Below are 25,156 nucleotides of genomic sequence, written 5' to 3'. Positions count from 1 at the left end.
GGTCGCACAGACGGCCGTTTCCAGCGCTCGACATGCCGAGATCTCGGAACCTCGGCGATCAGCAGACGGCGTGCCGCGCGGCCCCGACCCGACCCCGACGCCCGCGCTACTTCGCGTCGACCGTGACCGACGCCCAGCCCGAGGCCCCGTTCGGCGCGGGCGGCCGCTCGACGCTCGTCTGCACCTCGCCGTCGGCGCTCACCGCGCGGACCTCGATCCGGTGCGACCCCGCGGTCGGCGTCCAGCGCAGCACCCACTGGCGCCAGGTGTCCGCAGACACCGACTCGGCGAGTTCCGCCTGCTGCCACGCACCCGAGCCGACCCGGACCTGCACGGCCTTCACCCCGGTGTGCGGCTGCCAGGCGACCCCGGCGATGGCGACCTGCTCGCCGACGGTCACGCTCGTCCCGTTCCGCGGGGTGTCGATGCGCGACTCGAGCTTCACGGGCCCGCGTTCCGACCATCCTCGCGGCGTCCAGTAGCCCTGCGCATCGGCGAAGCGCGTGACCTCCATCTCGGTCACCCACTTCGTCGCCGACACGTACCCGAACAGCCCGGGCACGACCATCCGCGCCGGGAACCCGTGCTCGGTGGGCAGCGGTTCGCCGTTCATGCCGATGGCGAGCAGCGCCTCGGTGCCCTCGTCCTGCAGGACGTCCAACGGCGTGCCTGCGGTGAACCCGTCGATGCTGCGGGACAGCACCATGTCGGCGTCCCCGGTCGGCTTCGCGCGGGCCAGCAGCTCCCGGATCGGGTACCCGAGCCAGAGCGCGTTCCCGATCAGGTCGCCGCCGACCTCGTTGGACACGCAGCTCAGAGTGGCCATGTGCTCTTCCAGCGGCAGGGCCAGCAGCTCGTCCCACGTGAGCGTCACCTCGTTCTCGACGGCGCCGTGGATGCGCAGGCTCCAGTCGGCCGGGTCGATCGAGGGGACGCGCAGCGCGGTGTCGATCCGGTAGAAGTCGGCGTTCGGTGTGACGTACGGCGTGATCCCGTCGACGTCGAGCGAGGCACCGCCCGGTACGGCCGGTGCGGGCGTCGCCGCCGCGGGCAGGCGCACGGCTCGTCGGGCAGCGGCGACCGCCTGCATCGCGGACGACCCCACCCGGGAGGCCGTGCCCACCACGACCGCGACCGTTGCGGTCGCGACGCCCCAGACCAGGAACGCGCGGCGCTCGGTCGAGGCAGGTCGCGGTGACGCCGACGGGACGGCCGCTGCGGCCTCCCAGCGCCGGAGCCGGCGGAGCAGCAGCCGCAGGGTGATCACGGCGGCTGCCACACCGAACACGGTGGGAGCGCCGTCGAACGTGCCGCTGCCGGAACGAGTGCTCACCGCGATGAGTGCGAGCACGCCGCCGACGGCGAAGACGAGTGCCCCGAAGGGCGGCCGGGCGCGCTCGAGGACCCCGGCCCCGGCGCTGATCGCGGCGACGATGACGGTCATGAGCGCGAAGAGTGCGACCTTGTCGCCGGTGCCGAACAGGGCGACCATCAGGTTCTTGGCCCCGGCCGGTGCGAGGTCGATCACCGCTGATCCGACGGCCACCAACGGGCTGCCGGCACCACCGAGGAGCAGCGCTCCGAACTCGGCGATCCCGAGGAAGGCGGCGGCGGCCACGAGACCGACGGCCGCTGCGAGGACCGCGGGCCGGCGGAGCGGGGCTCCGGCCGGGCGTTCGTCCGTCGATGGGTCGTCCGGCGTCGGGACGTCCGTGGTGCGTTCGGTGGTCACCGCCCGAGCGTAGGTCGCCCGGCCGCTCGTCGGCTGTGCGTGCGGTTCCCCGGTCGTTCACCGACCCCGGCCAGCACCTGCCGATCGGGTCGTGCGAGGATCGGGGTGTGCCGAGGCGTCCAGATCCCGTTCCGCGCCCCGGCCGCGCCCGCCGATCCGACCGCACACCGATGTCCGCTGCACAGCGCCTGTCCACGCTGCGGTGGGTGATCGTGGGTATCTGGGCGGCACTCCTCACCGCACGGATCATCGTGGTCGGGGCGGCGCCCGACGTCGACCTGTCCTGGTTCGGGATCGTCGAGTTCGGTGCGATCGCGCTGGGTGTCACGGTCATCGTGGTCGCGGTCGTCCGTGCCGCTGCGGTGCGACGCCGGCACGCTGACGAGGCCCTCGCGCTCGCCATCCGCCGCATCGACCCCACGGTCTGGCTCGTGCCGGCGGCTCCGACGACCGAACTGCGCGACGCGATCGCCGAGGTCCGGCCGGAGGTGAGCCTCGGTGCCCGCGTGACCTGGGCGTTCGGGGCGACCGAGGCCTCCCTGTGGGAACTCGACGACCGCAAGGCCACGCGGTTGCTCGTGATCCGGTGGAGCAGGGTGGTGCACGTCGGGATCGAGGACGTCCGCGGCGACGGTGACCGCGCCGATGCCCGTCGGGCGTGCGCGGTCGCGATCCACTACGTCCGGCCGGACGACACCCCGGCGGTCGCGACCTTCTTCGTCCGGACGGCTCCGGGCTCCCGTCGGTTGCTCGGCCGCGGGCAGCGGCTGGACCGGCTCGTCGCCGACCTCGCGCGCGAGCGCATCGTCGCCTGAACCGAGCACACAGCGGTCGGACGTGGGAAGGGCCCCGCCGATCGGCAGGGCCCTTCGAGGGTGCGGTCGTGCCGCGGTCTAGTGGGTGGACGGTTCCTGGTCGACCTCGCGACGGTCGTCGTCGGACCACAGCGTGTGGAAGGTGCCGTCCTTGTCGATGCGCTGGTAGGTGTGCGCACCGAAGAAGTCGCGCTGCCCCTGGATGAGCGAGGCGGGCAGCCGCTCGGACGCGAGCGAGTCGAAGTACGACAGCGCCGACGAGAAGCCCGGTGCGGGGATCCCCGACGCGGCGGCGATCCCGACGATGCGGCGCCAGGCGGCTTCGCCCTCCTGCACGGCGTTCGCGAAGTACGGGTCGACGAGCAGTGACTCGAGCTCCGGGTTCTTGTCGTACGCCTCGACGATGCGGTTGAGGAACTGGGCGCGGATGATGCAGCCACCCCGCCAGATCTTCGCCACGTTGCCGAGGTTGATGTCCCAGCCGTACTCCTTGGCACCGGCGATGATGAGGTCGAAGCCCTGCGCGTAGGCGACGACCTTCGAGGCGTAGAGCGCCGCCCGGACGTCGTCCTCGAAGCCGTCGGGGACCTCGGCGATGTCGGGCCGGTCCGGGAACGCCTTCTGCACCGCGGCACGCTGCGACGGCTTCGACGACACCGCGCGGGCGAACACCGCTTCGCCGATGCCGGAGACCGGGATGCCGAGCCCGACCGCGTTCTGCACGGTCCAGACGCCGGTGCCCTTGGAGCCGGCTTCGTCGCGGATGACGTCGACGAGGGGATTGCCGGAGTCGGCGTCGCGCTGCTTCAGGACCTCGACCGTGATCTCGATCAGGTAGGACTCGAGGTCGCCGCCGTTCCACTCCTGGAACACCTTGACCAGGTCCTCGACGGAGAGCCCGCCGACTCGGCGGAGCAGGTCGTAGGACTCGGCGATGAGCTGCATGTCGGCGTACTCGATGCCGTTGTGCACCATCTTCACGAAGTGGCCGGCGCCGTCGGTGCCGATGTGGGTCACACAGGGCTCGCCCTCGGCGACCGCTGCGATCGACTTCAAGATGGGCCCGAGCGTCTCCCATGCCTCGGCGGAGCCGCCGGGCATGATCGACGGGCCCTTGAGCGCGCCCTCTTCACCACCGGAGATGCCGGTGCCGACGAAGTTGAGACCCTTCTCGCGCAGGTCGTGCTCACGCCGGATCGTGTCGTGGAAGTTGGCGTTGCCGCCGTCGACGATGATGTCGCCTTCCTCGAACTTCTCGGTGAGCTGCGAGATCACGGCGTCGGTGCCCTTGCCGGCCTGCACCATGATGATGGCGGTGCGCGGCTTGGACAGCGAGGCGACGAAGTCGTCGATCGACTCGGACGCGATGAAGCCGGCGTCACCGTGCTCCTTGATGAGTTCTTCGGTGCGGGCGTAGGTGCGGTTGTACACCGCGACCGTGTTGCCCTCACGCGACGCGAGGTTGCGCGCGAGGTTCGACCCCATCACCGCCAGACCGACCACGCCGATGTTCGCCTGTCCGTTGTTGTCTGCCACGAAGGTCTCCTTTGTCCTGACGTTCGCCACCAACCTACGGTCCGCGGCTCGGGATCGCACGGGTGTTACGGCAACTGGGGATGACTGTCCACCCCGTCAATACTGTGGAGGGATGACCGACACCGCTGTCCTCCCACCCGTCCTCGTCATGGGCGTCTCCGGTTCCGGCAAGTCCACGATCGGGCAGGCGCTCGCCGACGCCCTCGCCGAGCAGGGCCAGCCGGCCGTGTTCGTCGACGCCGACGACCTGCACCCGGGCGCGAACAAGGAGAAGATGCGGCAGGGCATCCCGCTCACCGACGAGGACCGGTGGCCGTGGCTCGACGCCTGCGCCGCGCGCATCGCCGCGGTCGAGGCGTCCGGAAGCCGCTGCGTGATGGCCAACTCGGCCCTCAAGCGCGTCTACCGCGACCGGCTCCGGCAGTCGGCGCCCGGCCTCGTCATCGCGTTCCTGGACGGCTCGCACGACCTCATCGCCGAGCGGCAGGCGCACCGGCACCACGAGTACATGCCGTCGTCGCTGCTCGACTCCCAGTTCGCGACGCTCGAACGGCCGCAGCTCGATGAGGCTGCCGTCGACGTCTCCATCGACGGGCCGGTCGACGACACGGTGCGGGACATCGTGGCTGCGCTCGTCGTCACCTCCGCCTGAACTGCTCGCGCGCCGCACGGTGCAACTCCGGTCGGCCCGTGCGACCTTGATCGCTCCGTGCCGCGCGGCAACCCAGCACGGAACCGCCCACCTCGCGCCGGGCGACGATCCTCGCACCGTGCAGACGGCTTCGCGGGACACCCCGGCTGGGAGGCACGGCCGACGGGATCCGTCAGCGGCGCACCGCGCTGATCGCCCCGTGCGGTCGGTGCTCGGGCGCTGACCGGGTGTGGACGTCCACCACGTCGAAGCCCGCTCCGTCCAGCCGCGCTGCCAGGGACGCGACCGGCCAGCGGTGCGCGGTGACGACCGCGTGGTCGAAGGCCTCGACCGCGGGGCCCTCGAAGAACCCGAGCAGGAGCCCACCGCCGGGGGCGAGCACCCGCCGGAACTCGTCCAGTGGCACGCCGACCCGCGAGGGTTCGTGGTGGATCACCGAGTACCAGGCGAGGACGCCGCCGACGCTGCCGTCCGCGAGCGGCAGCGCATCGATCGATCCGTCCCGGAAGTCGACCGAGGCAGTGTGCGTCTGCCGTGCGTGCTCGACGAACTCCGGCACGGCGTCGATCCCGATGACCCGGTACCCGTTCCGAGCGAGGTGCGCCGTCCAGTGACCGGGGCCGCACCCGGCGTCGACCAGCAGATCTCGGCGTCCCGCTGCCCAGGCGTCGACGAGCGCGCGGTCGTCTGGGTGGACGGCGTCCATCGATCCGAGCACTGCCGTGTACTCCGCAGCGCGAGCGCCGTAGGCAGCCGTCACCCGCTCGGTCATGCGCCCGACCGTACCGCCTCGGCTGGTTCACCTCGCACCACGCGGCACCCCGCACCCCTACAGCTTGAACGTCGCCCGTGGGATGTCGGACACGATGCGCCGCGCGGTGCGGACGGCGTCCTCCTCGGAGATCTCGTGCGTGACGACGAGCGACGCCAGGTACGCCGCGTCCGCTCGCCGCGCCATGTCGTGCCGCGCGGGGATGGAGCAGTACGCCCGGGTGTCGTCGATGAACCCGGAGGTCTTCGTGAACGACGCCGAGTCGGTGATCGCGGAGCGGTAGCGGCCGATCGCCGCCGGGGTGTCGATGAACCACCACGGAGCTCCGGCGTACACGGCGGGGTAGAAGCCGGCGAGGGGGCCGATCTCGCGCGAGAAGACGGTCTCGTCGACGGTGAACAGCACGAGGTGGAAGCCCGGAGCGGTGCCGAACGACTCCAGGAGCGGCCGCAGCGGCGTGGTGAAGGACCCGACGGCGGGCAGATCGTGGCCGGTGTCCGGGCCGAAGCGTTCGAGCGTCGGTGCGTGGTGGTTCCGGATGACGCCGGGGTGCAGCTGCATGACGAGGCCGTCCTCGACGCTCATCTCGGCCCAGCGGTAGAGCATGTCGTGCCGGTACGCGGTGGCGTCGGCTGTCGAGACGTCGCCGCGGAGCGCCGCTGCGTGGATGCGCTCACGGTCGGTGACGGACAGGGGCGTGGACCCGGCGTCGAGCACCCCGGTGTCCGTGGCGGTCGCGCCGTGCTCGATGAAGTACTGGCGACGTGCGCGCAGTGCTGCCAACAGTCCTGCGTGGGTGCCCGTGTCGATGCCGGCGGCCTCGCCGACGGACGCGACCACGGGCCTCCAGTCCGGCCGCGACGGGTCGAACACTGCGTCCGCGCGGAACGTGGGGACCACCCGGCCGGTGAACGCGGGGTCGGCGGCGAGCTGCGCGTGCGCGGCGAGGTCGTCGGCGGGACCGTCGGTGGTGGCGAGGACCTCGATACCGAAGGTGTCGAACAGCGCGCGCGGGCGGAAGGCGGGCGAAGCCAGCAGACCGGCGATGTGGTCGTACTGGGCGTCGGCGTTCGCCGCCGACGGCTGCTCCGTCAGTCCGAAGACGTCGTGCAGCTCGGTCTCGAACCAGTAGCGGACGGGGGTGCCGAGGAAGTCGTCCCAGTGGTCCGCCAGGTTCCGCCAGATGGCGCGACCGGGAGGCACGGGGCTGGTCCCCGACAGGTCGGCGCGTCCCAGCGCGGCCAGGTCCACCCCGTTCGCGTGCAGCAACCGGAGCACGTAGTGGTCGGGCGTGATGAGCAGCGACGCGGGGTCGCTGAACGGCTGGTCGGCGGCGATGAGCGCCGCATCGACGTGTCCGTGCGGGGAGATGATCGGTGCGTCCTTGACCGCGTCGTAGACGGTTCGCGCCACCTGACGTGCACCGGGGTCGGCGGGCAGCAGCCGGTCGGGGTGCGGCGCGAGACGGGTGGCGGTGCTGGTCTGGGTCATCATCGACTCCTTCGAGAACGGTACGGACGGCGGGGCGCGGCGGGGGCCGGCGGGTGCAGCGGGCGTGCGCGAGCGTCAGGCGGGCGCGGGACCCGTCGACTCCCGGACGGTCAGGTGGGTGGGCAGCGCGACGGCGCCGGTCATGTGCTCACCGGGCAGCTCGTCGGCAGGGATCGCACCGAGCCGGCCGAGCAGCATCCGGATCGCGACCCGGCCGGCGCGTTCGATCGGCGAGGTCATGGTGGTGAGCGGCGGGTTGCAGAAGTCGGCACCGAAGATGTCGTCGCAGCCGACGATGCTCATGTCCTCGGGGACGCGGACGCCCCGTTCCCGCAGCCGCGCGAGCATGCCGATCGCGATCAGGTCGTTGAAGGCGATGCAGGCGGTGGCCCCGGCGTGCACGGCGGCGTCGGCGGCTGCGGCGCCGGAGTCGACGAACGGCGCGTGCGGCCCGATGCGGGCGACGCGGACCCCGAGGCGCTTCGCGACGCGCACGAGCGCCTTCCACCGGCGTTCGTTCGACCACGAACTGTCCGGACCGGCGACGTAGAGCACGTCGCGGTGGCCCAGGGAGACGAGGTGCTGCACGGCCTGCTCGACGCCGCCGGGGGTGTCGATGAGCACCGAGGGCACCCCGGCGGGGCGACGGTTGACGACGACCAGGGGGATCCGCTCGGCGAACCGGGCGATCTGGGCGTCGGACAGGCGCGAGGCGGTGAGGACGACGCCGTCGGCCTTCGCGCCGATCGAGCTCAGGGTGGCGAGTTCGGCATCGGCGGACTCCTCGGTGTCGACGAGCAACTGCGTCCACCCGGCGCCGGCGAGCTGGTGCTGCGTGCCACGGATGACATCGAAGTAGAACGGGTTCGTGATGTCGGAGACGAGCACGGCGACGGCTCGGGTGCGGCCGGACGTCAGGGCGCGTGCCTGCGAGTTGGCGACGTAGCCGAGTTCGCGGGCCGCTCGTTGGATGCGCTCCTGCGTGGTGTGGTTCACGCGGTCGGGCAGCGAGAGTGCGCGGGACACGGTCGACGGGGCCACGCCGGTCGCGTCGGCGATGTCCCGGATGGTCACGCGCCGGGCGGCGCTGAAACCGGTGCCGGCGCTCGCGTCGGCGTCGGTGCGGAAGCCGCCGCCGGCGCCGGAGACGTCGATGTCTGTGTCGCTCACGAGGCCGAACGTATTCGCGTCTGGCAACAAGTGGCAACCGGTTGCCGGATGTTGCCAACGGCGGAACAGTGGTGCCACCGGGCAGCGCCGCCCGGAGGAGGTCTCGAGGAGGAAGCCCCCGGATGAACACAACACGGCTGAAGCCCCGCACCCTCGTCGGTGCCGTCGCGGTGATCGCCCTCGCCGCTCTCTCCCTGCAGGGCTGCGCCGTCGTGAACGGCAGCGGTGACGACCCGAACACCCTCCGCGTGATGATGGGCGCGGACACCACGTACCCCAAGGAGCGCAAGCAGTGGCAGCAGGACACCGCTGCCGAGTTCAAGCGCACCACCGGTGCGGACATCCAGTGGGAGACCTACTCGTCCGCACAGGAGGAACTGACCGCGATCCAGACCAGCGTCATCTCCGGCCAGGGCCCCGACGTCTACGCCATCGGCACCACGTTCACCCCGACCGCCTACGCCACCGGTGCCTTCGTCGAGATGGGATCGAAGGAGTGGAAGGCCATCGGCGGCAAGGACCAGTTCGACCCGGCCTCGTTCGGCATCTCGGGTCCGAGCGACTCGAAGCAGATCGGGATCCCGTTCGCCAGCCGTCCGTTCGTGATGGCGGTCAACGAGGACCTCCTCGCGAAGGCCGGCATCACCGACATGCCGACCACGTGGGACGAGCTGACCGAGGACGCGAAGGCCACCACCAGCGGTGACGTGCACGGCATGGCGATCGCCTACGCCGACGGCTTCGACCCGTGGAAGTTCGTGTGGGGCATGGCGCAGAACGCCGGCAACACCATCGTCTCGAAGGACGGGAAGGCCGAGATCGACAGCGACGCCGTCGAGAACGCGTACCGGACCTACTTCGACTGGGTCACGAAGGACGGCGTCGTCGACAAGGCCGCGATCGGCTGGAACAACGCGCAGGCCCTGGCCCAGTTCACCGAGGGCAAGGCCGCGTTCTTCCCGATGACGACCACCACCGCGATCAACTCGTTCAAGGACACGAAGGTCGACGGCAAGTACGAGTTCGCCCTGCTCCCCACAATCCCGCCGGGTGCGAGCGAACGCCCCGCCGACGGCATCGAGGCCGCGAGCATCCTGTCCGGCGACAACTGGGTGGTGGCCGACTACGGCACGAAGCAGCAGCTGTCCTTCGACTTCGTCAAGCAGCTCAGCGCACCGAAGGCGCAGCTCGAGTACTACGACCTGTTCGGCAACCTGCCGACCAACGCGTCCGCCGCCGCTGACCTGGCGGCAGACAACCCCCGGCTCAAGCCGATCATCGACGCGGGCCGCCTGTCGAAGCCCACCGCCTTCACCGGCGCCTGGTCCGACATCCAGCTCGCCCTGGTCGACGTGGTCGTGCAGTCGATCCCGTCGCTCAAGAGCGGCGAGGTCACCGACGACCAGCTCCGCAAGCGTCTGCAGGACGCCCAGAAGGACGCCCAGTCCACCCTCGACCGTCAGAAGAACGGAGGTCTGTGATGACCGCCACACAGACCAAGCCGCAGCAGCGCGCACCGCAGGCGGTCCGCCCGCACGGCACGACGCCGCTGTACAAGAAGGAGCGTCCGCTCTGGATGCTCATCCCCGGCGGCGTCCTCATGCTCGCCGTCATCGTGGTGCCGCTCCTGGTGGGCTTCTTCATCGCGATGCTCGACCTGGACCAGTACACGCTGCGGCAGTGGTTCAGCGCCCCGTTCGTCGGCTTCGCGAACTTCACCGAGGCCTTCACGAACTCGCCCCTGCTCCACTCGATCTGGATCTCGGTGTCGCTGTCCGTCCTGGTCACCGCGGTCACCGTCCCGATCGGCGTCGCTGCGGCGATCTCGACGCAGAACCGGTTCCCGGGGCGCGGCCTCGTCCGGTCGATCTACCTGATCCCGTACGTGCTGCCCGCGTTCGTCGTCGGCACGTTCTTCCGCACGATGCTGCAGCCGCAGGGCGTCGTGAACTCGATCCTGCACACCGACGTGCTCTGGCTGAACGGCTCCGCGTCCTACTGGGCGCTGGCCGGCGTGATGATCTGGACGAGCTGGCCGTTCGTCTACCTGCTGTCGCTCGCCGGGCTGCAGGCCGTGGACAACGAGGTGCACGAGGCCGCCGCGCTCGACGGGGTGACCTGGTGGGCGAAGCTGCGCTACATCATCTTCCCGTACCTGCGCGGGCCGCTCAGCCTGGCGGTGATCATCGCGATCCTGCACAACATCAACAACTTCACCCTGCCGTTCGTGCTGTTCGGCATCCCGCTGCCGTCGAGCGTCGAGGTCATGCCCGTCCTGACCTACATCGCGAGCTTCCAGTCGTTCCGCTTCGGCCTGTCAGCGGCCATGGCGATCTGCTCGCTCGTGATCGTCGCCATCCCGCTGTTCGTCTACCTGCGAGCCGTCAAGCTCGACACCGGTGACGACGCGGGCCCCAACCGGAAGCAGCGCCGCGCCGACCGCGCCACGCTCGCCGCCGCCCCGACCGCCGCCGACATCGACGGAGCACGCGCATGAGCACACCGAGCTCGACCTTCAGCACCCGCACCCGCCCCACCGCGACGCTCACCGAGAGCATCACGACCGGAGACCGCAGGCAGCCCCACAAACGCCCCTACGACACCGACGTCACCCGGCTCCTGCCCCGCTGGCTGCTCATCGTGGTGATCGCGATCATCATCGCGTTCATCGCCGTCCCGGTCCTGTACATCCTGTTCGGCTCGGTGAACTCGGACGTCGCGGTCGCCCGCGGCGAGTACTTCCCGTCCGAGTTCACCCTGTCGAACTACGTCGAGATCTGGTCGACGGTCGCCCTCGGCGAGGGGCTGGTCAACTCGATGCTCACCGCCGGTGCGGTCGCCATCGCGAGTGCCGCGCTCGCCGTGTCCACCGCGTACGTGCTGGTCCGGTTCCGGTTCCTCGGCCGCCTGACCATCCTGCGCGGGCTCCTCGCGCTGCAGTCGATCCCCGGCACGCTCCTGCTGCTGCCCGTGTTCGTGGTGTTCTCGAACATCGCCAGTGCCACGGGCGTGCAGATCATCGGCACCCGCTGGGGTCTGTTCGTCACCTACCTGACGTTCGCCCTGCCGTTCTCGACCTGGGTGATGGTCACCTACCTGCGTGGTCTGCCCAAGGAACTCGAGGAGGCCGCCCGAATCGACGGCGCCTCGAGCACGAAGATCCTGACGAAGATCGTCCTGCCGCTGTCGTGGCCCGGCATCGTCGTCTCGGCGATCTTCGCCTTCCTGCTCGGCTGGAACGACGTCCTGTTCTCCACGATCATGACGACCCCGAACACCCGGACGGTGGCCGTCGTCCTGCAGGTGCTCGGCACCGCGCAGGAAGGCGGTGCGGTCCCGATCTACGGCCAGATGATGGCCGCGTCGATCGTCTGCGCCGTGCCGGTCGTCGCCCTGTACCTCATCTTCCAGCGCTACCTGGTGGGCGGTCTGACGGCCGGCTCCGTCAAGTGAGCGCGGCAGTCACCGCAACCCAGAACCGGACTGGAGGCCCGTGGCGGCCCCGCCACGCACCTCCCGTCCGACACGAAAGGACACCATGACCGACCAGCCCACGTGGGAACTCTCCGGCTTCGGCGACGAGATCGACGCCGACCCCGTCGTCCAGGTCGCGGTCCTGCAGGCGCTCGGCGCGAGCGCCATCGAGGTCCGCAGCGCCTGGGGCGTGAACGTCGTCGACCTCGACGAGGACCAGCTCGCCGGACTCCACCGCCTGCTCGAGGAGCGCGGACAGACCGTGTCCGCCATCGCCTCGCCGATCGGCAAGGTCTCCGTCGACGAGCCCGTCGAGCACGAGGTCGGACGGCTCGGTCGCGCGATCGCCGCCGCGCACGCCCTCGGCACCACGAACATCCGGATCTTCTCGTTCTACTTCGAGGGCCGGCAGCCGGAGGACGTCCGCGACGACGTCCTCGTCCGGATGCGCGCCCTGGCCGACCTCGCCGCACGCGAGGGCGTGACCCTGCTGCACGAGAACGAGAAGGACATCTTCGGCGACGTCCCCTCCCGCGTGCTCGACATCGTCGAGAGCGTCGGGTCGCCGGCGCTCCGACTGGCCTGGGACAACGCGAACTACGTGCAGTGCGGCGTCAAGCCGTTCACCGACGGGTGGGCGCAGCTCGCGCCCTACGTCGACTACCTGCAGGTCAAGGACGCCCTGGCCGCCGACTCGTCGGTGGTCCCCGCGGGTGAGGGCGACGGCGAACTGCTGCAGACCCTCACCGCGCTGCGCGACGCCGGGTACTCCGGCTACGCCTCGCTCGAGCCGCACCTCAGCGACTTCACCTCCCTCGGCGGGTTCTCCGGCCCCGCGGCCTTCGGTCGCGCCGGTCGTGCCCTCCGCACCCTCACCGACCAGATCGGAGTCACCCTGCGATGACCACCCCACTGAAGCTGGCAGTCGTCGGCGCCGGCGTCATCGGACGCCACCACGCCACGGTCGCCGTCCACCACCCGGACCTGCAGGTCGTCGCCCTCGTCGACGCGATCCCCGCCGCCGCCACGAGCGCCGCCGACGAGATCGAGGCGATGGGCGTCGCCCGCCCCATCACGACGGCCACCACCGAGGAGGCGATCGCGCAGACCGACATCGACGTCGTCGCGATCTGCTCACCCTCCGGCATGCACGTCCAGCTCGCCGAGGCCGCCCTGGCCGCCGGCAAGCACGTCGTCATCGAGAAGCCCCTCGACACCACGATGCCCCGGGCCCGGCAGATCGCCGCGCTCGCCGCATCGGCCCGCGACCGAGGACTCGTCACGAGCGTCATCAGCCAGCACCGCTTCGACCCGGCCTCGGCCGCCGTCGCCGCAGCCGCCCACGACGGCGGGTTCGGCACCGTGACCTCCGGCCTGGCGAGCGTCGCCTGGTACCGGTCGCAGGGGTACTACGACTCCGGCGACTGGCGCGGCACCTGGGCGCTCGACGGTGGTGGCGCGGTGATGAACCAGGGCGTGCACACCGTCGACCTGCTCGTCTGGGCGCTCGGTCGCCCGGTCGAGATCTCGGCCCAGACCGGGCTGCTCGCGCACGACCGCATCGAGGTCGAGGACACCGCCGTCGCCACCGTCCGGTTCGCCGGCGGCGCACTCGGCGTCATCCACTGCACGACCGCCGCGTACCCGGGCCTCTCCGCGCGCTACGCCGTGTACGGCACGCACGGTTCCGCGATCGTCGACGACGACCGCTTGGCCTACTTCCACATCGCACCCGACGCCGCCACGCTCGAGTCCGCCTCGACCACCTCGAACGCCTCGGCGGTCGCGGGCGCGGTCGACCAGAAGGACGAGGTCGTCCCGCCGGAGCACGTCGTCGGCGGGCCGGCCGAGCCCGACCACTTCGCCGCGGGGCACGGCCGGCAGTACACCGACATCGTGGCCGCGATCCGCGAGGGCCGTGCGCCCGGCGTGACCGTCGACGCGGCCCTCGTGTCGCTCGCCGTCGTGCGTGGGCTGTACGTCAGCGCGACGCTCGGGCAGCCCGTCCGGATCGACGACGTGATCGAGGGCAAGTACGACGATGTGGTGCCCGTGGTGGGCGCCCAGGAAGGAGCATCCCGATGAAGTTCTCCGTGTTCACCGCCTCGACCCCCGACTGGACCCCGTCGCAGGCCGCCTCGACGCTGGCCGAGCAGGGCTGGGACGGCGTCGAGTGGCGCATCGTCGACGACCGCCCCGCGGACGGCACCGTCGTGCCCGCCGGTCGCTCGTTCTGGGCCGGCAACAACTCCACGTGGCAGTTCACCGGCATCCAGGACCAGGTCGGCGAGATCGCGCGGATCACCGACGCCGCCGGCCTCGAGTACTCCGGCATCGGCGGGTACCAGCAGGCGTCGGACCACGAGGGCGTCGAGACGATGCTCCGCGTCACGAGCGAGCTCGGCGCCCGCCAGGTCCGGATCTCGATGCCGGTGTACCGGCAGGAGAAGGAACGCACCGGCGAGACGTACGGGCAGATCTTCGACCGCACCCGTGCCGACCTCGAGTGGGCGGTGACCCGGGCGACCGAGCTCGGCGTGAAGGCGCTCGTCGAGCTGCACCACATGACGATCACGCCCTCGGCCTCGGCGGCGCTGCGGCTCGTCGATGGCCTCGACCCGGAGCACATCGGCGTCATCCACGACCTCGGCAACCTGGTCATCGAGGGGCAGGAGGACCACCTCGCCGCGTTCGAGCTCCTCGGCCCGTACCTCGCGCACGCCCACGTGAAGAACGCCCGCTGGGTCGACACCGGCGACACCCGCGCCGACGGCAGCACGATCTGGCAGAACGAGTGGGCGCCGCTGCGCACCGGGCAGGCGTCCGTCTCCGAGTACCTCGACGCCCTCCGCCAGGTCGGCTACGACGGCTGGGTCACCATCGAGGACTTCTCCACCGACCTGCCGCTCGAGGCCCGCACCGCCGACAACCTGGCGTACCTGCGGTCCCTCGTCCCGGTGTCGGCATGACCGATCGCCGACCGGGCATCGTCCACCTGGGGGTGGGGGCGTTCGCGCGTGCCCACCTCGCCTGGTACACCGCCCACTCCGCGGGGGAGCCGTGGGGCATCACCGCCTTCACCGGCCGCTCGCCCGCGGCGGCGGACGCCCTCACCGCACAGGACTGCCGCTACACGCTGGTCACGCGTGCAGCGACCGGCGACGACGCCGAGGTGGTCGACACGATCATGGCCGCCCACCCGGGCAGCGACGACACGGCCTGGAGGCACGTGGTCGCGTCCCCGGAGACCACCATCGTCACGCTGACGGTCACCGAGCAGGGCTACCGGTCCGGTTCCGACGTCCCCGCCCGGTTGGTCGCGGGGCTCGACGCCCGGCGCAGGGCCGGCGGCGGCCGCATCGCACTGGTCAGCCTCGACAACCTGACGCACAACGGTGCGGTGCTGCGCGAGGCCGTGCTGGGTGCCGCCACCGACCCCGCACTGCGCGCGTGGATCGAGGCGACCGTCTCGTTCCCGTCGTCGATGGTCGACCGGATCACCCCCGCGACCACCGACGCCGACGTCGAGGGCCTCGCCGCCCTGCCGGGAGCGCTCGCCGGCGACCGGGCGCCCGTCGTCACCGAGCCGTTCGCGGAGTGGGTGCTCGAGGACGCCTTCGACGGGATCGACCGCCCCGCGTGGGACACCGCCGGCGTGCGCATCGTCGACGACGTCACCCCGTACGAGCAGCGGAAGCTCTGGCTCCTGAACGGTTCGCACTCCCTGCTCGCGTACCTCGGGCTCCAGCGCGGGCACGAGACCGTCGCCGCGGCCATGGACGACCCGGTGTGCCGTGCCGCCGTCGAGCAGTTGTGGGACGAGGCAGCCCGCGAACTGCCGCTGCCGTCCGACGAGATCGCCGCCGCCCGCACTGCCCTGGAGGACCGGTTCCAGAACCCGCGCATCCGGCACACCCTGCGGCAGATCGCCTCCGGTGGATCGCAGAAGCTGCCCGTCCGGGTCGTCGACGTCGTGCGGCACCGACTCGAGCGCGAGCCGTCCGCCGGCATCGGGCCCGGCGCCGCGACCGCGATCGCCGCGTGGTGGCTCCACGTCACGACGCAGCCCGACCTCGTGGACGACGACGGAGCCCCCGGGGCAGACTCGGACGTGCACGACGTGCTGCGCGTCATCGCCCCCGACCTCGACACCACCGCCGTGGTCGACGCGATCACCGCGGCGGCCGACGACATCCGGGCGGCGAGCACTGCCGCACGCACCACCACCAGCACCGACGAAGGAGTCCACGCATGACCGACACCACCACGAACCCCGCGGCCCCGGTGCCGGGCGCCGCCGACACCGGTGCGGCGACCGGGCACACCTCCGGGCGTCCGGACACGTGGGCGTCGGCCGACCGCGGCCAGCTCATCGAGCGCGCCGAGGTCATCGTCACCAGCCCGAACCGGAACTTCGTGACGCTGAAGATCACGACTGCCGACGGCGTCACGGGCCTCGGTGACGCGACGCTGAACGGCCGCGAGCTCGGCGTCGCCGCGTACCTGTCCGAGCACGTCGTGCCGCTGCTGATCGGCCGCGACGCCAGCCGCATCGAGGACGCCTGGCAGTTCCTGTACCGCTCGTCGTACTGGCGCCGCGGCCCCGTCACGATGGCGGCGATCGCGTCCGTCGACATGGCGCTCTGGGACATCAAGGCCAAGGTCGCCGGCATGCCGCTCTACCAGCTGCTCGGCGGCGCCTCGCGCACCGGGCTGATGGCGTACGGGCACGCCTCGGGCAAGGAACTCCCGGAGCTGTTCGACTCGATCCGCGAGCACCAGGAGGAGGGCTACCGCTCGATCCGCGTGCAGACCGGCGTCCCCGGCCTCGAGAGCATCTACGGCATCGCCTCGAACAAGACCACCGAGGGCAACGAGGGCGTCCGGTACGACTTCGAGCCCGCACAGCGCGGGGCCTTCCCCGCCATGGAGGACTGGGACACCCGCGCCTACCTGCGCCACGTGCCCACCGTGTTCGAGGCCGTCCGGAGCGAGTTCGGGCCCGAACTGCCGCTGCTGCACGACGGCCACCACCGGATGACCCCGCTGCAGGCCGCGAAGCTCGGCAAGTCGCTCGAGCCGTACGACCTGTTCTGGCTCGAGGACTGCACCCCGGCCGAGAACCAGGAGGCGCTCAAGCTCGTCCGGCAGCACACCACGACGCCGCTCGCGATCGGCGAGGTCTTCAACACGATCTGGGACTTCAAGGACATCATCCGCGACCAGCTCATCGACTACGTCCGCGGAGCCGTCACGCACATGGGCGGCATCTCCCCGCTCAAGAAGACGATGGACTACGCCGCGATGTACCAGATCAAGTCCGGGTTCCACGGGCCGACCGACATCTCGCCCGTCGGCTTGGCAGCCCAGATGCACCTCGGGATGGCGATCCACAACTTCGGCATCCAGGAGTACATGCAGCACGGGCCGCAGACGAACCAGGTGTTCCAGCAGACCTTCACCTTCACGGACGGCTACCTGCACCCCGGTGACGAGCCCGGCCTCGGGGTCAGCCTCGACGTCGACGAGGCCGGCAAGTACCCCTACGAGCAGGCGTACCTGCCGTTCAACCGCCTGGCCGACGGCACCGTCCACGACTGGTAGCGGGCAAGCTGGGGGCATGGAGTTCGCCGACGTCGCCAGGGAGCTGCTGCTCGTCGCGCCGGGGGACTTCGTCGCCGAGCGCACCGCCCGGCAGCGTGCGGTGCGGAAGGACGACCGGACCCTGGCGGCGGCGATCGGGAAGCTCCGGAAGCCCGCACCGGCAGCGTGGGTCGTGGACCTGCTCGCGCGCGACGGCGCCCTCGACGACGCGGTCGACCTCGGCCCCGCGCTGCGCAAGGCCCAGGCGGACGCCGATCCCGCTGTGATCCGGACGCTCCGACAGCAGCGCTCCGAGGTGATCGAGGCGTTGGCGCAGGCCGGCGCCGACCTCGCCTCGGACGCCGGACACCCCGCGACGCCCGCCGTGCTCGACCAGGTGCGCGCGACGATCGAGGCCGCGATGGCCGACCCGCACGCCGGAGCCGCCGTGCGCTCGGGGCTGCTCGTGGCACCGCTGGAGAGCGTGGGGTTCGACGCGGTCGACCTGGACGGGGTGCTCGCGGATCCGGACGCGGTGCCGGACGCCTGGTCCGGCAGTGACGCCCCACCCATCCCGATCACCGAGGCGAGGGGCGCGCGGAAGGCGAGCCGTGCCTCCCGGTCGAAGGAGACCGCACCACAGGACCGACCGGAGCCGGACGCCGAGCCGGAGCCGAAGCCGAAGCCGAAGCGTGACCCGGCCGCTGAGCGGAAGGCCGCGCGCCAGGCGGAGACCGCTGCCCGGAGCGAGTCGCGGGACGCCGACGCCGCACTCGACGCGGCGGAGTCGGAGCTCGAGACGGCCGAGGAACGCCGGGCCGACCTGCAGCGCGAGCTCGAGCGGGCGGCGGCGACGATCGAGGAACTCGAACGCGCTCGCGACGCCGCCGAGGTCACGAGCAACGACGCCCGCGAGCTGCTGGCGGCCGCGCAGGAGCACCGGCGCAGCCTCGGTCGCTGACCCCAGTACGCCGGGAACGCGCTCCGCGCACGCTCCGCTGCCCGGATCGTTACACAACAGTTGTCGTTCTTGACGAGCGGCGTTGGAGCGGTCTAACGTCGGTCACCATGCCTCGGGCCGGCGATGGTCCGCCGGGATCCGTCTCCGCATCAGCACGGGGCGCCCCGGGTACAGGACTCGCATCATCGCCGACGCCCCGACCGCCCGCAGCCACTGCGCGGGCGGTCAGGAGCGTGGCGCGCGGCGCACCCCGGAGACATGCCGCGATGCCGGGTCGAGCACTCCGGGGCCCCTCCAGGAGAGACGACACATGTCGGAACCCCGCACCAACCGCACCACGACCCTGACCCCGCCGAACGGCGTGACGACTGCTCCACCCACGGCCGCACCACCGGCCGCCGAGCGCGAGGGCTTCATCGCCCGCCTCGGCATCCCGCACCCGCTGCGCTGGGGCTTCCTCGGTGTCCTCGTCTTCATGACGGGCGACGGCATCGAGTCGAACTTCATCGCTCCGCACATCGCCGCGGCCCTCGGCTCGGGCGGCACGGACAGCGCCGCGATGGTCATCGGCATCTACGGCGTCGCCGTCCTGGTGGCGTCCTACTTCGCCGGCGTGCTCTCCGAGCTGTGGGGCCCGCGTCGCGTCATGACGATCGGCGCCGTCCTCTGGGCGGTGTTCCAGGTCGCGTTCCTCGCGGCGCTGCCCACCGGGTCGGTCGGCCTCATCGCCCTGACGTACTTCCTCCGTGGACTCGGGTTCCCGCTGTTCGCCTTCTCGTTCCTCTGCTGGGTGAACCACACCGTCGCGCGCGACCGGAACGCCACGGCCGTCGGCTGGTTCTACGTCGTCTTCACCGGTGGCCTGCCGACGCTCGGATCGCTCATCGCGATCGGCAGCATCCCCGCGTTCGGCGGCGGCCCCACGGGTGAGACGTGGTCGATGGCCCTGTCGCTCGTGCTGGTCGTGGCCGGCTGGGTGATCGTCCGCTTCGGCGTGCACGAGCGGACCGGGCTCGGCCGCATCGCCCCGCGCTCGCACTCCGCCGCACGGGTCATCGCCAGCGGCATCGAGGTCTGCATCACCCGCCCCAAGGTCCTGCTCGCCGTCGTCATCCGGCTGGTCAACACTGCACCAGAGTTCGGCATGTTCGTGATCATGCCCGCGATCATCGGCACCGAGCTCGGGTGGGGCCAGTCGAAGTGGCTCACGATGACGGTGATCGTCTACGCCGGCAACATCCTGTTCAACGCCTTCTTCGGCGCACTCGGCGACCGCATCGGCTGGATCCGCACCGTCAAGTGGTTCGGCATCGGCGCCTCGGCGATCGGACTGCTGGCCTGGTGGTACGTCCCGCACCTGGTGCCGGCCGGTTCCGAGTGGGGCTTCTGGCTCGCCACCGCCGCGGGCACGGTGTTCGGCATCATGCTCGCCGGGTTCACGCCCATGGGCGCGATCGTCCCCGCGTTCGCCGGCGAGGAGCGCCGCGGTGCCGCGATGGCCATGTACGCCACGGCAGCCGGCGGTGCGACCTTCCTCGGCAACGCCGTGGTCAGCGCCGTCCTGCCGTGGGGTGGGCCCGGTGGTGTGGTCTGGACGTTCGTCGGCCTCTACGTCCTCGCCTTCGTGGTGCTGTCGTTCCTCAAGGTGCCGAAGGAGGCGGTGGCCGCCGGGCACTGAGGCACGACACGCCCGACGGGTGCTGGTAGGGTGGGTGATTGACTTCGGCGAGGGCCGCGACAGCGGCCGTGATCGACGCGGTGGGAGACCCGGCCCAGCCCAGGGAACGTTCCTCACGCGTGCACGCGTTCGAGTTGCAACACCACAGACCCCCACGATGCCGGACCGCCGGTGTCGACCCCCGAGACCAGGAGGCACCATGGCCGACTACACCAAGCTCGCAGCGGACGTCCGCACCAAGTTCGGCAAGGGTGCAGCGCGCAAGCTCCGCGCCGCCGACAAGATCCCCGCGGTGGTCTACGGCCACGGCACCGAGCCGAAGCACATCTCGCTGCCCGGTCACGAGACCATGCTGCTCGTCCGTACCGCCAATGCGGTCGTCGACCTCGACATCGAGGGTGCGGCGCAGCTCGCCCTCGTCAAGGACGTCCAGCGTGACCCGGTGCGTCAGATCATCGAGCACATCGACCTCGTGGTCCTGCGCCGCGGCGAGAAGGTCACGGTCGACGTGCCCGTCGTCGTCGAGGGCGAGTCCTTCTCCGGCACGATCCACGTGCAGGACCTGAACACCGTCTCCCTGCTGGTCCTCGCGACCGACATCCCGGAGCACGTCGTCGTCGACGTCGAAGGCCTCGAGGACGGCAAGCAGATCACGGCCGCCGAGCTGACCCTTCCCGAGGGCGCCGAGCTCGAGACCGACGGCGAGGCGCTCGTCGTGCAGATCGTCACCCCGCGTGGCACCGCCGACGACGACGCTGCGGACGAGGCCTCGGCCGAGGCCGGTGCCGAAGCCGGTGCCGAGGGCGGCTCCGAGCCGGTCGACTCCGAGTAACACCCCCTTCGAAGGCATCTGGTCGACGCTGTGGCGGATCGAACGCTGGTCGTGGTCGGACTCGGGAACCCCGGGCCCGACTACGCCGGCAACCGTCACAACGTCGGCCAGATGGTCCTCGACGAACTCGCCGCCCGCATGGGTGCGCGGTTCAAGAAGCACAAGACGCCGAACCAGGTCGCCGAGGGGCGCCTGGTGCCCGGCGGTCCGCGCCTGGTGCTCGCGAAGCCCGGCTCGTTCATGAACACCTCGGGCGGACCGGTCTCGTCGGTCCTCGGGTTCTACAGCGCCACCCCGGCCGACCTCGTCGTCGTGCACGACGAGCTCGACCTGCCGTTCGACACCGTCCGCCTCAAGGGCAGCGGGGGTCACGGCGGCCACAACGGGCTGCGCGACATCATCAAGGCCACCGGCACGAACGAGTTCACGCGCGTGCGGGTCGGCATCGGTCGTCCGCCCGGTCGTCAGGACCCCGCCGACTACGTGCTGCGTGACTTCTCCGCAGCCGAGAAGAAGTCGCTGCCCATCCTGCTGGCCGACGCCGCGGACGCGGTCGAGGCGATCGCCGAGGTCGGACTCGTCGCCGCGCAGCAGCGGGTACACGCACCGTCCTGACCGGGCCGCCCGTGTTCGCCCGTCGCGCACCACGCGGGCGGTGTCGGTGGGGGCCGGTACCATCTCCTGAGTGACGATCTCGGGCATCATCCCTGCGCTCTCGCGCGCCTCCGCGTTCGATCGCGTGCTCCGCGCCGCGCCTCGTGACGCCGACTTCTCGGTCGTCGACGGCCTGCGGGTCCCGCTGCTCGGAGCACTGATCGCCGAGCGGAACGGGCCCCAGTGCGTGCTCGTGATCACGGCGACGGGGCGCGAGGCCGAAGCCGTCCGCGACGCCCTCGGCAGCTACGTCCCCGATGCCGACGTCCTCGAGTTCCCGGCGTGGGAGACCCTGCCGCACGAGCGGCTCAGCCCCAGTGCGCAGACCGTCGGCACCCGCATCGCGACCCTGCGCCGACTCGCGTCGTGGTCCGCTGCCGACGCCGCCGACCGCCGCACCACCATCGTCGTGGCGAGCGTCCGCGCCGCGCTGCAGCCGATCGCCGCCAATCTGACCTCGCTCGCGCCGGTCGCGCTGCGCACCGACTCGCGCGGCAACGACCTGGCCGCCATCGCCGCGAAGCTCGTCGACATGGCCTACGCCCGCGTCGACCTCGTCACGCGGCGCGGTGAGTTCGCCGTCCGCGGCGGCATCCTCGACGTCTTCCCGCCCACCGCGGACCACCCCGTCCGCGTCGACTTCTTCGGCGACGAGATCGAGGCCGTCAAGGCGTTCTCGGTCGCCGACCAGCGCACGACCGAGGACGACCTCGGCTCGGTCGAACTCACGGCCTCACGCGAACTCCTGCTGAGCGACGACGTCCGGCAGCGGGCGCGCGAGATGCTCCACGAGTTCCCGAACCTGTCGCAGATGCTCGCGAAGATCGCCGAGGGGATCCCGGTCGAGGGCATGGAGTCCCTCGCCCCCGCACTCGTGCAGGACCTCGTCCCGATGACCTCGTACCTGCCCGACGACGCCACCATCGCGGTGTTCTCGCCCGAGCGGGTGAACGGTCGCGCGAACAGCCTGGCCGAGACGAACACCGAGTTCCTGCAGGCCGCGTGGAGCGCCGCGGTCGCCGGGGCCCAGGCACCGATCGACCTCGACGCCGGCAACTTCCTGACGGTGCAGCAGCTCAAGAACACCCGTGGGCAGCGCACCTGGTGGACGGTGTCACCGTTCGACTCCGGTCTCGACGAGGGCGACACCGCGCGCGTGCTCACCGACGCCGAAGCAGCAGCCGAGGCGGGGGAGTACATCCGCGTCCGTGCCGAGGCGGTGCCGAGCTTCGCGGGCAGCGTCGACGGTGCGATCGCGCACGTCAAGGCGCTCACCGACGACGGGTGGGCGGTCGTGGTGACCGCCCAGGGTCAGGGGCTGGTCGAGCGGGCGGTGCAGGTCCTCGCCGACGCCGGGGTCGCAGCCCGTGCCGAAGCCCTGCCCGCGCCTCCCGAACCGGGTGTCGCCATCGTCACGACGGCCACCGTCGAGCACGGCTTCGCCATCCCGGATCCGCGCATCGTCGTGCTCAGCGAAGCGGAGTTCTACGGCCGGAGCGTCCAGCAGGGCGCGCGCACCGTCAAGAAGCTGGCCAGCCGTCGCAAGAACGTGGTCGATCCGCTGCAGCTCAAGCCGGGCGACGTCGTCGTGCACGCGACCCACGGCATCGGCAAGTTCGTGGAACTGGTGAGCCGCGAGGTCAGCTCCGGCGGCCGCAACGCGGTGAAGACGCAGCGCGAGTACCTCGTGCTCGAGTACGCGCCGTCGAAGCGGAACTACCCCGGCGACAAGCTCTTCGTGCCGACCGACCAGCTCGACCAGCTCTCGCGGTACGTCGGTGGCGAGTCCCCGACCCTGTCGAAGATGGGCGGTTCGGACTGGTCCGCCGCCAAGTCGAAGGCCCGCAAGGCCGTCCGCGACATCGCCGTCGACCTGGTGAAGCTGTACTCGGCGCGGATGGCGTCGAAGGGGCACGCGTTCGGCCCGGACACCCCGTGGCAGCGCGAGCTGGAAGAGGCGTTCCCGTTCGCCGAGACGGCCGACCAGCTCACCACCATCGACGAGATCAAGCGCGACATGGAGCGGCCGATCCCGATGGACCGCCTGCTGTCCGGCGACGTCGGCTACGGCAAGACCGAGGTCGCGATCCGTGCCGCGTTCAAGGCGGTGCAGGACGGCAAGCAGGTCGTCATGCTCGTGCCGACGACGCTGCTCGTCCGCCAGCACATGGAGACGTTCCAGGAGCGCTTCGCCGGGTTCCCCGTGCACCTGCGCGCCCTGAGTCGGTTCCAGTCCGAGAAGGAGTCGAAGGAGACCATCGCCGGGCTCGCCGACGGCACCGTCGACATCGTCATCGCGACCCACCGGATCCTGTCGCAGGGCATCACCTTCAAGGACGTCGGACTCGTCATCATCGACGAGGAGCAGCGGTTCGGTGTCGAGCACAAGGACCAGCTGAAGAAGTTCAAGACGAACGTCGACGTCCTGGCGATGTCGGCGACCCCGATCCCGCGCTCGCTCGAGATGGCGGTCACGGGGATCCGCGAGATGTCGACCCTCGCCACCCCGCCCGAGGACCGCCACCCCATCCTGACGTTCGTGGGGCCGCAGTCGGACCTGCAGGTGGCCGCAGCGATCCGCCGCGAGCTCCTGCGCGAGGGTCAGGTGTTCTACGTGCACAACCGTGTGCGGGACATCCAGGGCGTCGCCGCGCACCTTGCCGAGATCGTGCCAGACGCCCGCATCGCCGTGGCACACGGGCAGATGTCCGAGAGCACCCTCGAGCAGGTCATGGTCGACTTCTGGGAGCGCCGGTTCGACGTCCTCGTGTCGACGACGATCATCGAGACCGGCCTCGACATCGCGAACGCGAACACGCTCATCATCGACAAGGCCGACAAGTACGGGCTGTCGCAGCTCCACCAGCTGCGCGGTCGTGTCGGCCGAGGGCGCGAGCGCGGGTACGCGTACTTCCTGTACGACTCCGAGAAGCCCCTGTCCGAGACCGCACAGGACCGCCTCGAGACCATCGCGGCGAACAACGAGCTCGGCGCGGGCATGCAGGTCGCCATGAAGGACCTGGAGATCCGCGGCGCCGGCAACCTGCTCGGTGGCGAGCAGTCCGGGCACATCGCGGGCGTCGGGTTCGACCTGTACCTCCGGATGATCGGCGAAGCCGTCTCGCAGTTCCGCGGTGACGTGGCCGAGGGGCAGACCGAGCTGCGGCTCGAGATCCCGGTCGACGCCCACATCCCCGAGGACTACGTCGAGTCTGAGCGGCTCCGGCTCGAGGCGTACCAGAAGCTGTCGGCGGCCTCGGCCCCGACGGCGCAGCGGGACGCCATCGACATGGTGCTCGACGAGCTCACCGACCGCTACGGGCAGCCGCCGCAGGCCGTGCAGACGCTGGTCGAGGTCTCCCGCCTGCGTCGCATGGCGCAGCAGGTCGGGCTGTCCGACGTGGTGGTCATGGGCTCGAACCTGCGCGTGGCGGGCAAGGAGCTCGCCGACTCGTCGCAGGTGCGGCTCAAGCGGATGTTCCCGGGCGCGAAGTGGTTCCCGCAGCAGAACGCGGCGAGCATCCCGATGCCGCGGCCGCACGGCCAGGCGCTGCCGGACGACGCCCTGATCCAGTGGGTGGAGAGCATCCTCACCGCCGTGTACGGCGCGACGACGCCGGCGGAGGCCCCGGCCGCGTAGGGGACGGTGTGGTCGCGAGCGGCGACGGACAGGAGGCACGGTGCGGGCTGGCACCGTGCCTCCCGTCCGCTCGTGGGCGCGTCCACCGCACGCACGCTGTTCGCGACGATCCACACGTCGATCGACGCGTGGATCGTCGCAACGGTGGTGCGCGCCCGGGCCCGCG

General features: G+C 71.1%; 20 protein-coding genes. 15 read left to right on the top strand and 5 right to left on the bottom strand.

Going from position 1 to position 25,156, the window contains the following annotated elements:
• Positions 1-106 precede the first annotated feature (106 nt).
• Entirely contained in the window at positions 107-1,732 is a 1,626-nt protein-coding gene (locus tag ABH929_RS13660; protein WP_404561615.1) for a molybdopterin-dependent oxidoreductase, read from the bottom strand.
• Positions 1,733-1,902: 170 nt separating this feature from the next.
• On the opposite strand from ABH929_RS13660, the gene ABH929_RS13655 reads away from it, so the two are divergent.
• A complete protein-coding gene (locus ABH929_RS13655) occupies positions 1,903-2,547 on the top strand; it encodes a hypothetical protein (protein WP_263089500.1) in 645 nt (214 codons plus the stop codon).
• 78 nt (positions 2,548-2,625) lie between these two features.
• Here ABH929_RS13655 and gndA read toward each other — a convergent pair whose 3' ends face one another.
• Positions 2,626-4,083 (bottom strand): NADP-dependent phosphogluconate dehydrogenase, encoded by a 1,458-nt coding sequence (gndA, locus tag ABH929_RS13650; protein ID WP_404561614.1) that lies wholly within the window; start codon positions 4,081-4,083, stop codon positions 2,626-2,628.
• A gap of 112 nt (positions 4,084-4,195) precedes the next feature.
• Between gndA and ABH929_RS13645 the strand changes: the two genes are divergently transcribed.
• Positions 4,196-4,735 carry a gluconokinase gene (locus tag ABH929_RS13645; protein ID WP_404561613.1) on the top strand — a complete coding sequence of 180 codons (540 nt, stop codon included), beginning with the start codon at positions 4,196-4,198 and terminating at the stop codon, positions 4,733-4,735.
• Between the two features lie 172 nt (positions 4,736-4,907).
• Here ABH929_RS13645 and ABH929_RS13640 read toward each other — a convergent pair whose 3' ends face one another.
• The 3 genes from ABH929_RS13640 to ABH929_RS13630 form a co-directional block, all read right to left on the bottom strand.
• Entirely contained in the window at positions 4,908-5,507 is a 600-nt protein-coding gene (locus ABH929_RS13640; protein ID WP_404561612.1) for a class I SAM-dependent methyltransferase, read from the bottom strand.
• A 57-nt stretch (positions 5,508-5,564) separates the two neighbouring features.
• Positions 5,565-6,998, bottom strand: a complete 1,434-nt coding sequence (gene uxaC / locus ABH929_RS13635) for a glucuronate isomerase (RefSeq protein ID WP_263089496.1) — start codon at positions 6,996-6,998, stop codon at positions 5,565-5,567.
• 75 nt (positions 6,999-7,073) lie between these two features.
• Positions 7,074-8,168 (bottom strand): LacI family DNA-binding transcriptional regulator, encoded by a 1,095-nt coding sequence (locus ABH929_RS13630; protein WP_404561611.1) that lies wholly within the window; start codon positions 8,166-8,168, stop codon positions 7,074-7,076.
• Positions 8,169-8,290: 122 nt separating this feature from the next.
• Between ABH929_RS13630 and ABH929_RS13625 the strand changes: the two genes are divergently transcribed.
• The 13 genes from ABH929_RS13625 to mfd all read left to right on the top strand — a co-directional run bounded on the left by ABH929_RS13625 (position 8,291) and on the right by mfd (position 24,990).
• Positions 8,291-9,649, top strand: coding sequence for an ABC transporter substrate-binding protein (locus ABH929_RS13625; protein ID WP_404561610.1), 1,359 nt, complete (start codon positions 8,291-8,293; stop codon positions 9,647-9,649).
• Positions 9,649-10,665 carry a carbohydrate ABC transporter permease gene (locus ABH929_RS13620; RefSeq protein WP_205464056.1) on the top strand — a complete coding sequence of 339 codons (1,017 nt, stop codon included), beginning with the start codon at positions 9,649-9,651 and terminating at the stop codon, positions 10,663-10,665. The genes ABH929_RS13625 and ABH929_RS13620 overlap by 1 nt, the downstream gene beginning before the upstream one ends.
• Positions 10,662-11,621: a carbohydrate ABC transporter permease gene (locus ABH929_RS13615; RefSeq protein ID WP_205464057.1), complete on the top strand. Its 960-nt coding sequence runs from the start codon at positions 10,662-10,664 to the stop codon at positions 11,619-11,621. Before ABH929_RS13620 ends, ABH929_RS13615 begins: the two co-directional genes overlap by 4 nt.
• 85 nt (positions 11,622-11,706) lie before the next feature.
• Positions 11,707-12,546, top strand: a complete 840-nt coding sequence (locus tag ABH929_RS13610) for a sugar phosphate isomerase/epimerase (protein ID WP_205464058.1) — start codon at positions 11,707-11,709, stop codon at positions 12,544-12,546.
• Positions 12,543-13,727 (top strand): Gfo/Idh/MocA family oxidoreductase, encoded by a 1,185-nt coding sequence (locus ABH929_RS13605; protein ID WP_404561609.1) that lies wholly within the window; start codon positions 12,543-12,545, stop codon positions 13,725-13,727. The genes ABH929_RS13610 and ABH929_RS13605 overlap by 4 nt, the downstream gene beginning before the upstream one ends.
• Positions 13,724-14,611 carry a sugar phosphate isomerase/epimerase family protein gene (locus tag ABH929_RS13600; RefSeq protein WP_404561608.1) on the top strand — a complete coding sequence of 296 codons (888 nt, stop codon included), beginning with the start codon at positions 13,724-13,726 and terminating at the stop codon, positions 14,609-14,611. The genes ABH929_RS13605 and ABH929_RS13600 overlap by 4 nt, the downstream gene beginning before the upstream one ends.
• Positions 14,608-15,897 carry a mannitol dehydrogenase family protein gene (locus ABH929_RS13595; RefSeq protein ID WP_404561607.1) on the top strand — a complete coding sequence of 430 codons (1,290 nt, stop codon included), beginning with the start codon at positions 14,608-14,610 and terminating at the stop codon, positions 15,895-15,897. Before ABH929_RS13600 ends, ABH929_RS13595 begins: the two co-directional genes overlap by 4 nt.
• The gene (gene manD / locus ABH929_RS13590) at positions 15,894-17,246 is read left to right on the top strand and encodes a D-mannonate dehydratase ManD (protein WP_240347602.1); all 1,353 of its coding nucleotides are present in this window, start codon (positions 15,894-15,896) and stop codon (positions 17,244-17,246) included. The genes ABH929_RS13595 and manD overlap by 4 nt, the downstream gene beginning before the upstream one ends.
• Before the next feature lie 16 nt (positions 17,247-17,262).
• On the top strand, positions 17,263-18,186 hold the full coding sequence (locus ABH929_RS13585) for a hypothetical protein (protein WP_404561606.1): 924 nt from the start codon (positions 17,263-17,265) through the stop codon (positions 18,184-18,186).
• A 310-nt stretch (positions 18,187-18,496) separates the two neighbouring features.
• Positions 18,497-19,864, top strand: coding sequence for an RbtT/DalT/CsbX family MFS transporter (locus ABH929_RS13580; protein ID WP_404561605.1), 1,368 nt, complete (start codon positions 18,497-18,499; stop codon positions 19,862-19,864).
• A gap of 199 nt (positions 19,865-20,063) precedes the next feature.
• Positions 20,064-20,696 (top strand): 50S ribosomal protein L25/general stress protein Ctc, encoded by a 633-nt coding sequence (locus tag ABH929_RS13575; RefSeq protein WP_205464064.1) that lies wholly within the window; start codon positions 20,064-20,066, stop codon positions 20,694-20,696.
• 30 nt (positions 20,697-20,726) lie between these two features.
• Entirely contained in the window at positions 20,727-21,311 is a 585-nt protein-coding gene (pth, locus tag ABH929_RS13570) for an aminoacyl-tRNA hydrolase (RefSeq protein WP_131845277.1), read from the top strand.
• 70 nt (positions 21,312-21,381) lie between these two features.
• Positions 21,382-24,990 carry a transcription-repair coupling factor gene (gene mfd / locus ABH929_RS13565; RefSeq protein ID WP_404561604.1) on the top strand — a complete coding sequence of 1,203 codons (3,609 nt, stop codon included), beginning with the start codon at positions 21,382-21,384 and terminating at the stop codon, positions 24,988-24,990.
• The last annotated feature ends 166 nt before the right edge of the window (positions 24,991-25,156 follow it).

The organism is Curtobacterium sp. AB7, assembly GCF_044909335.1.
Classification (GTDB): Bacteria; Actinomycetota; Actinomycetes; order Actinomycetales; family Microbacteriaceae; genus Curtobacterium.
This window is presented reverse-complemented; position numbering and strand designations above follow the sequence as displayed.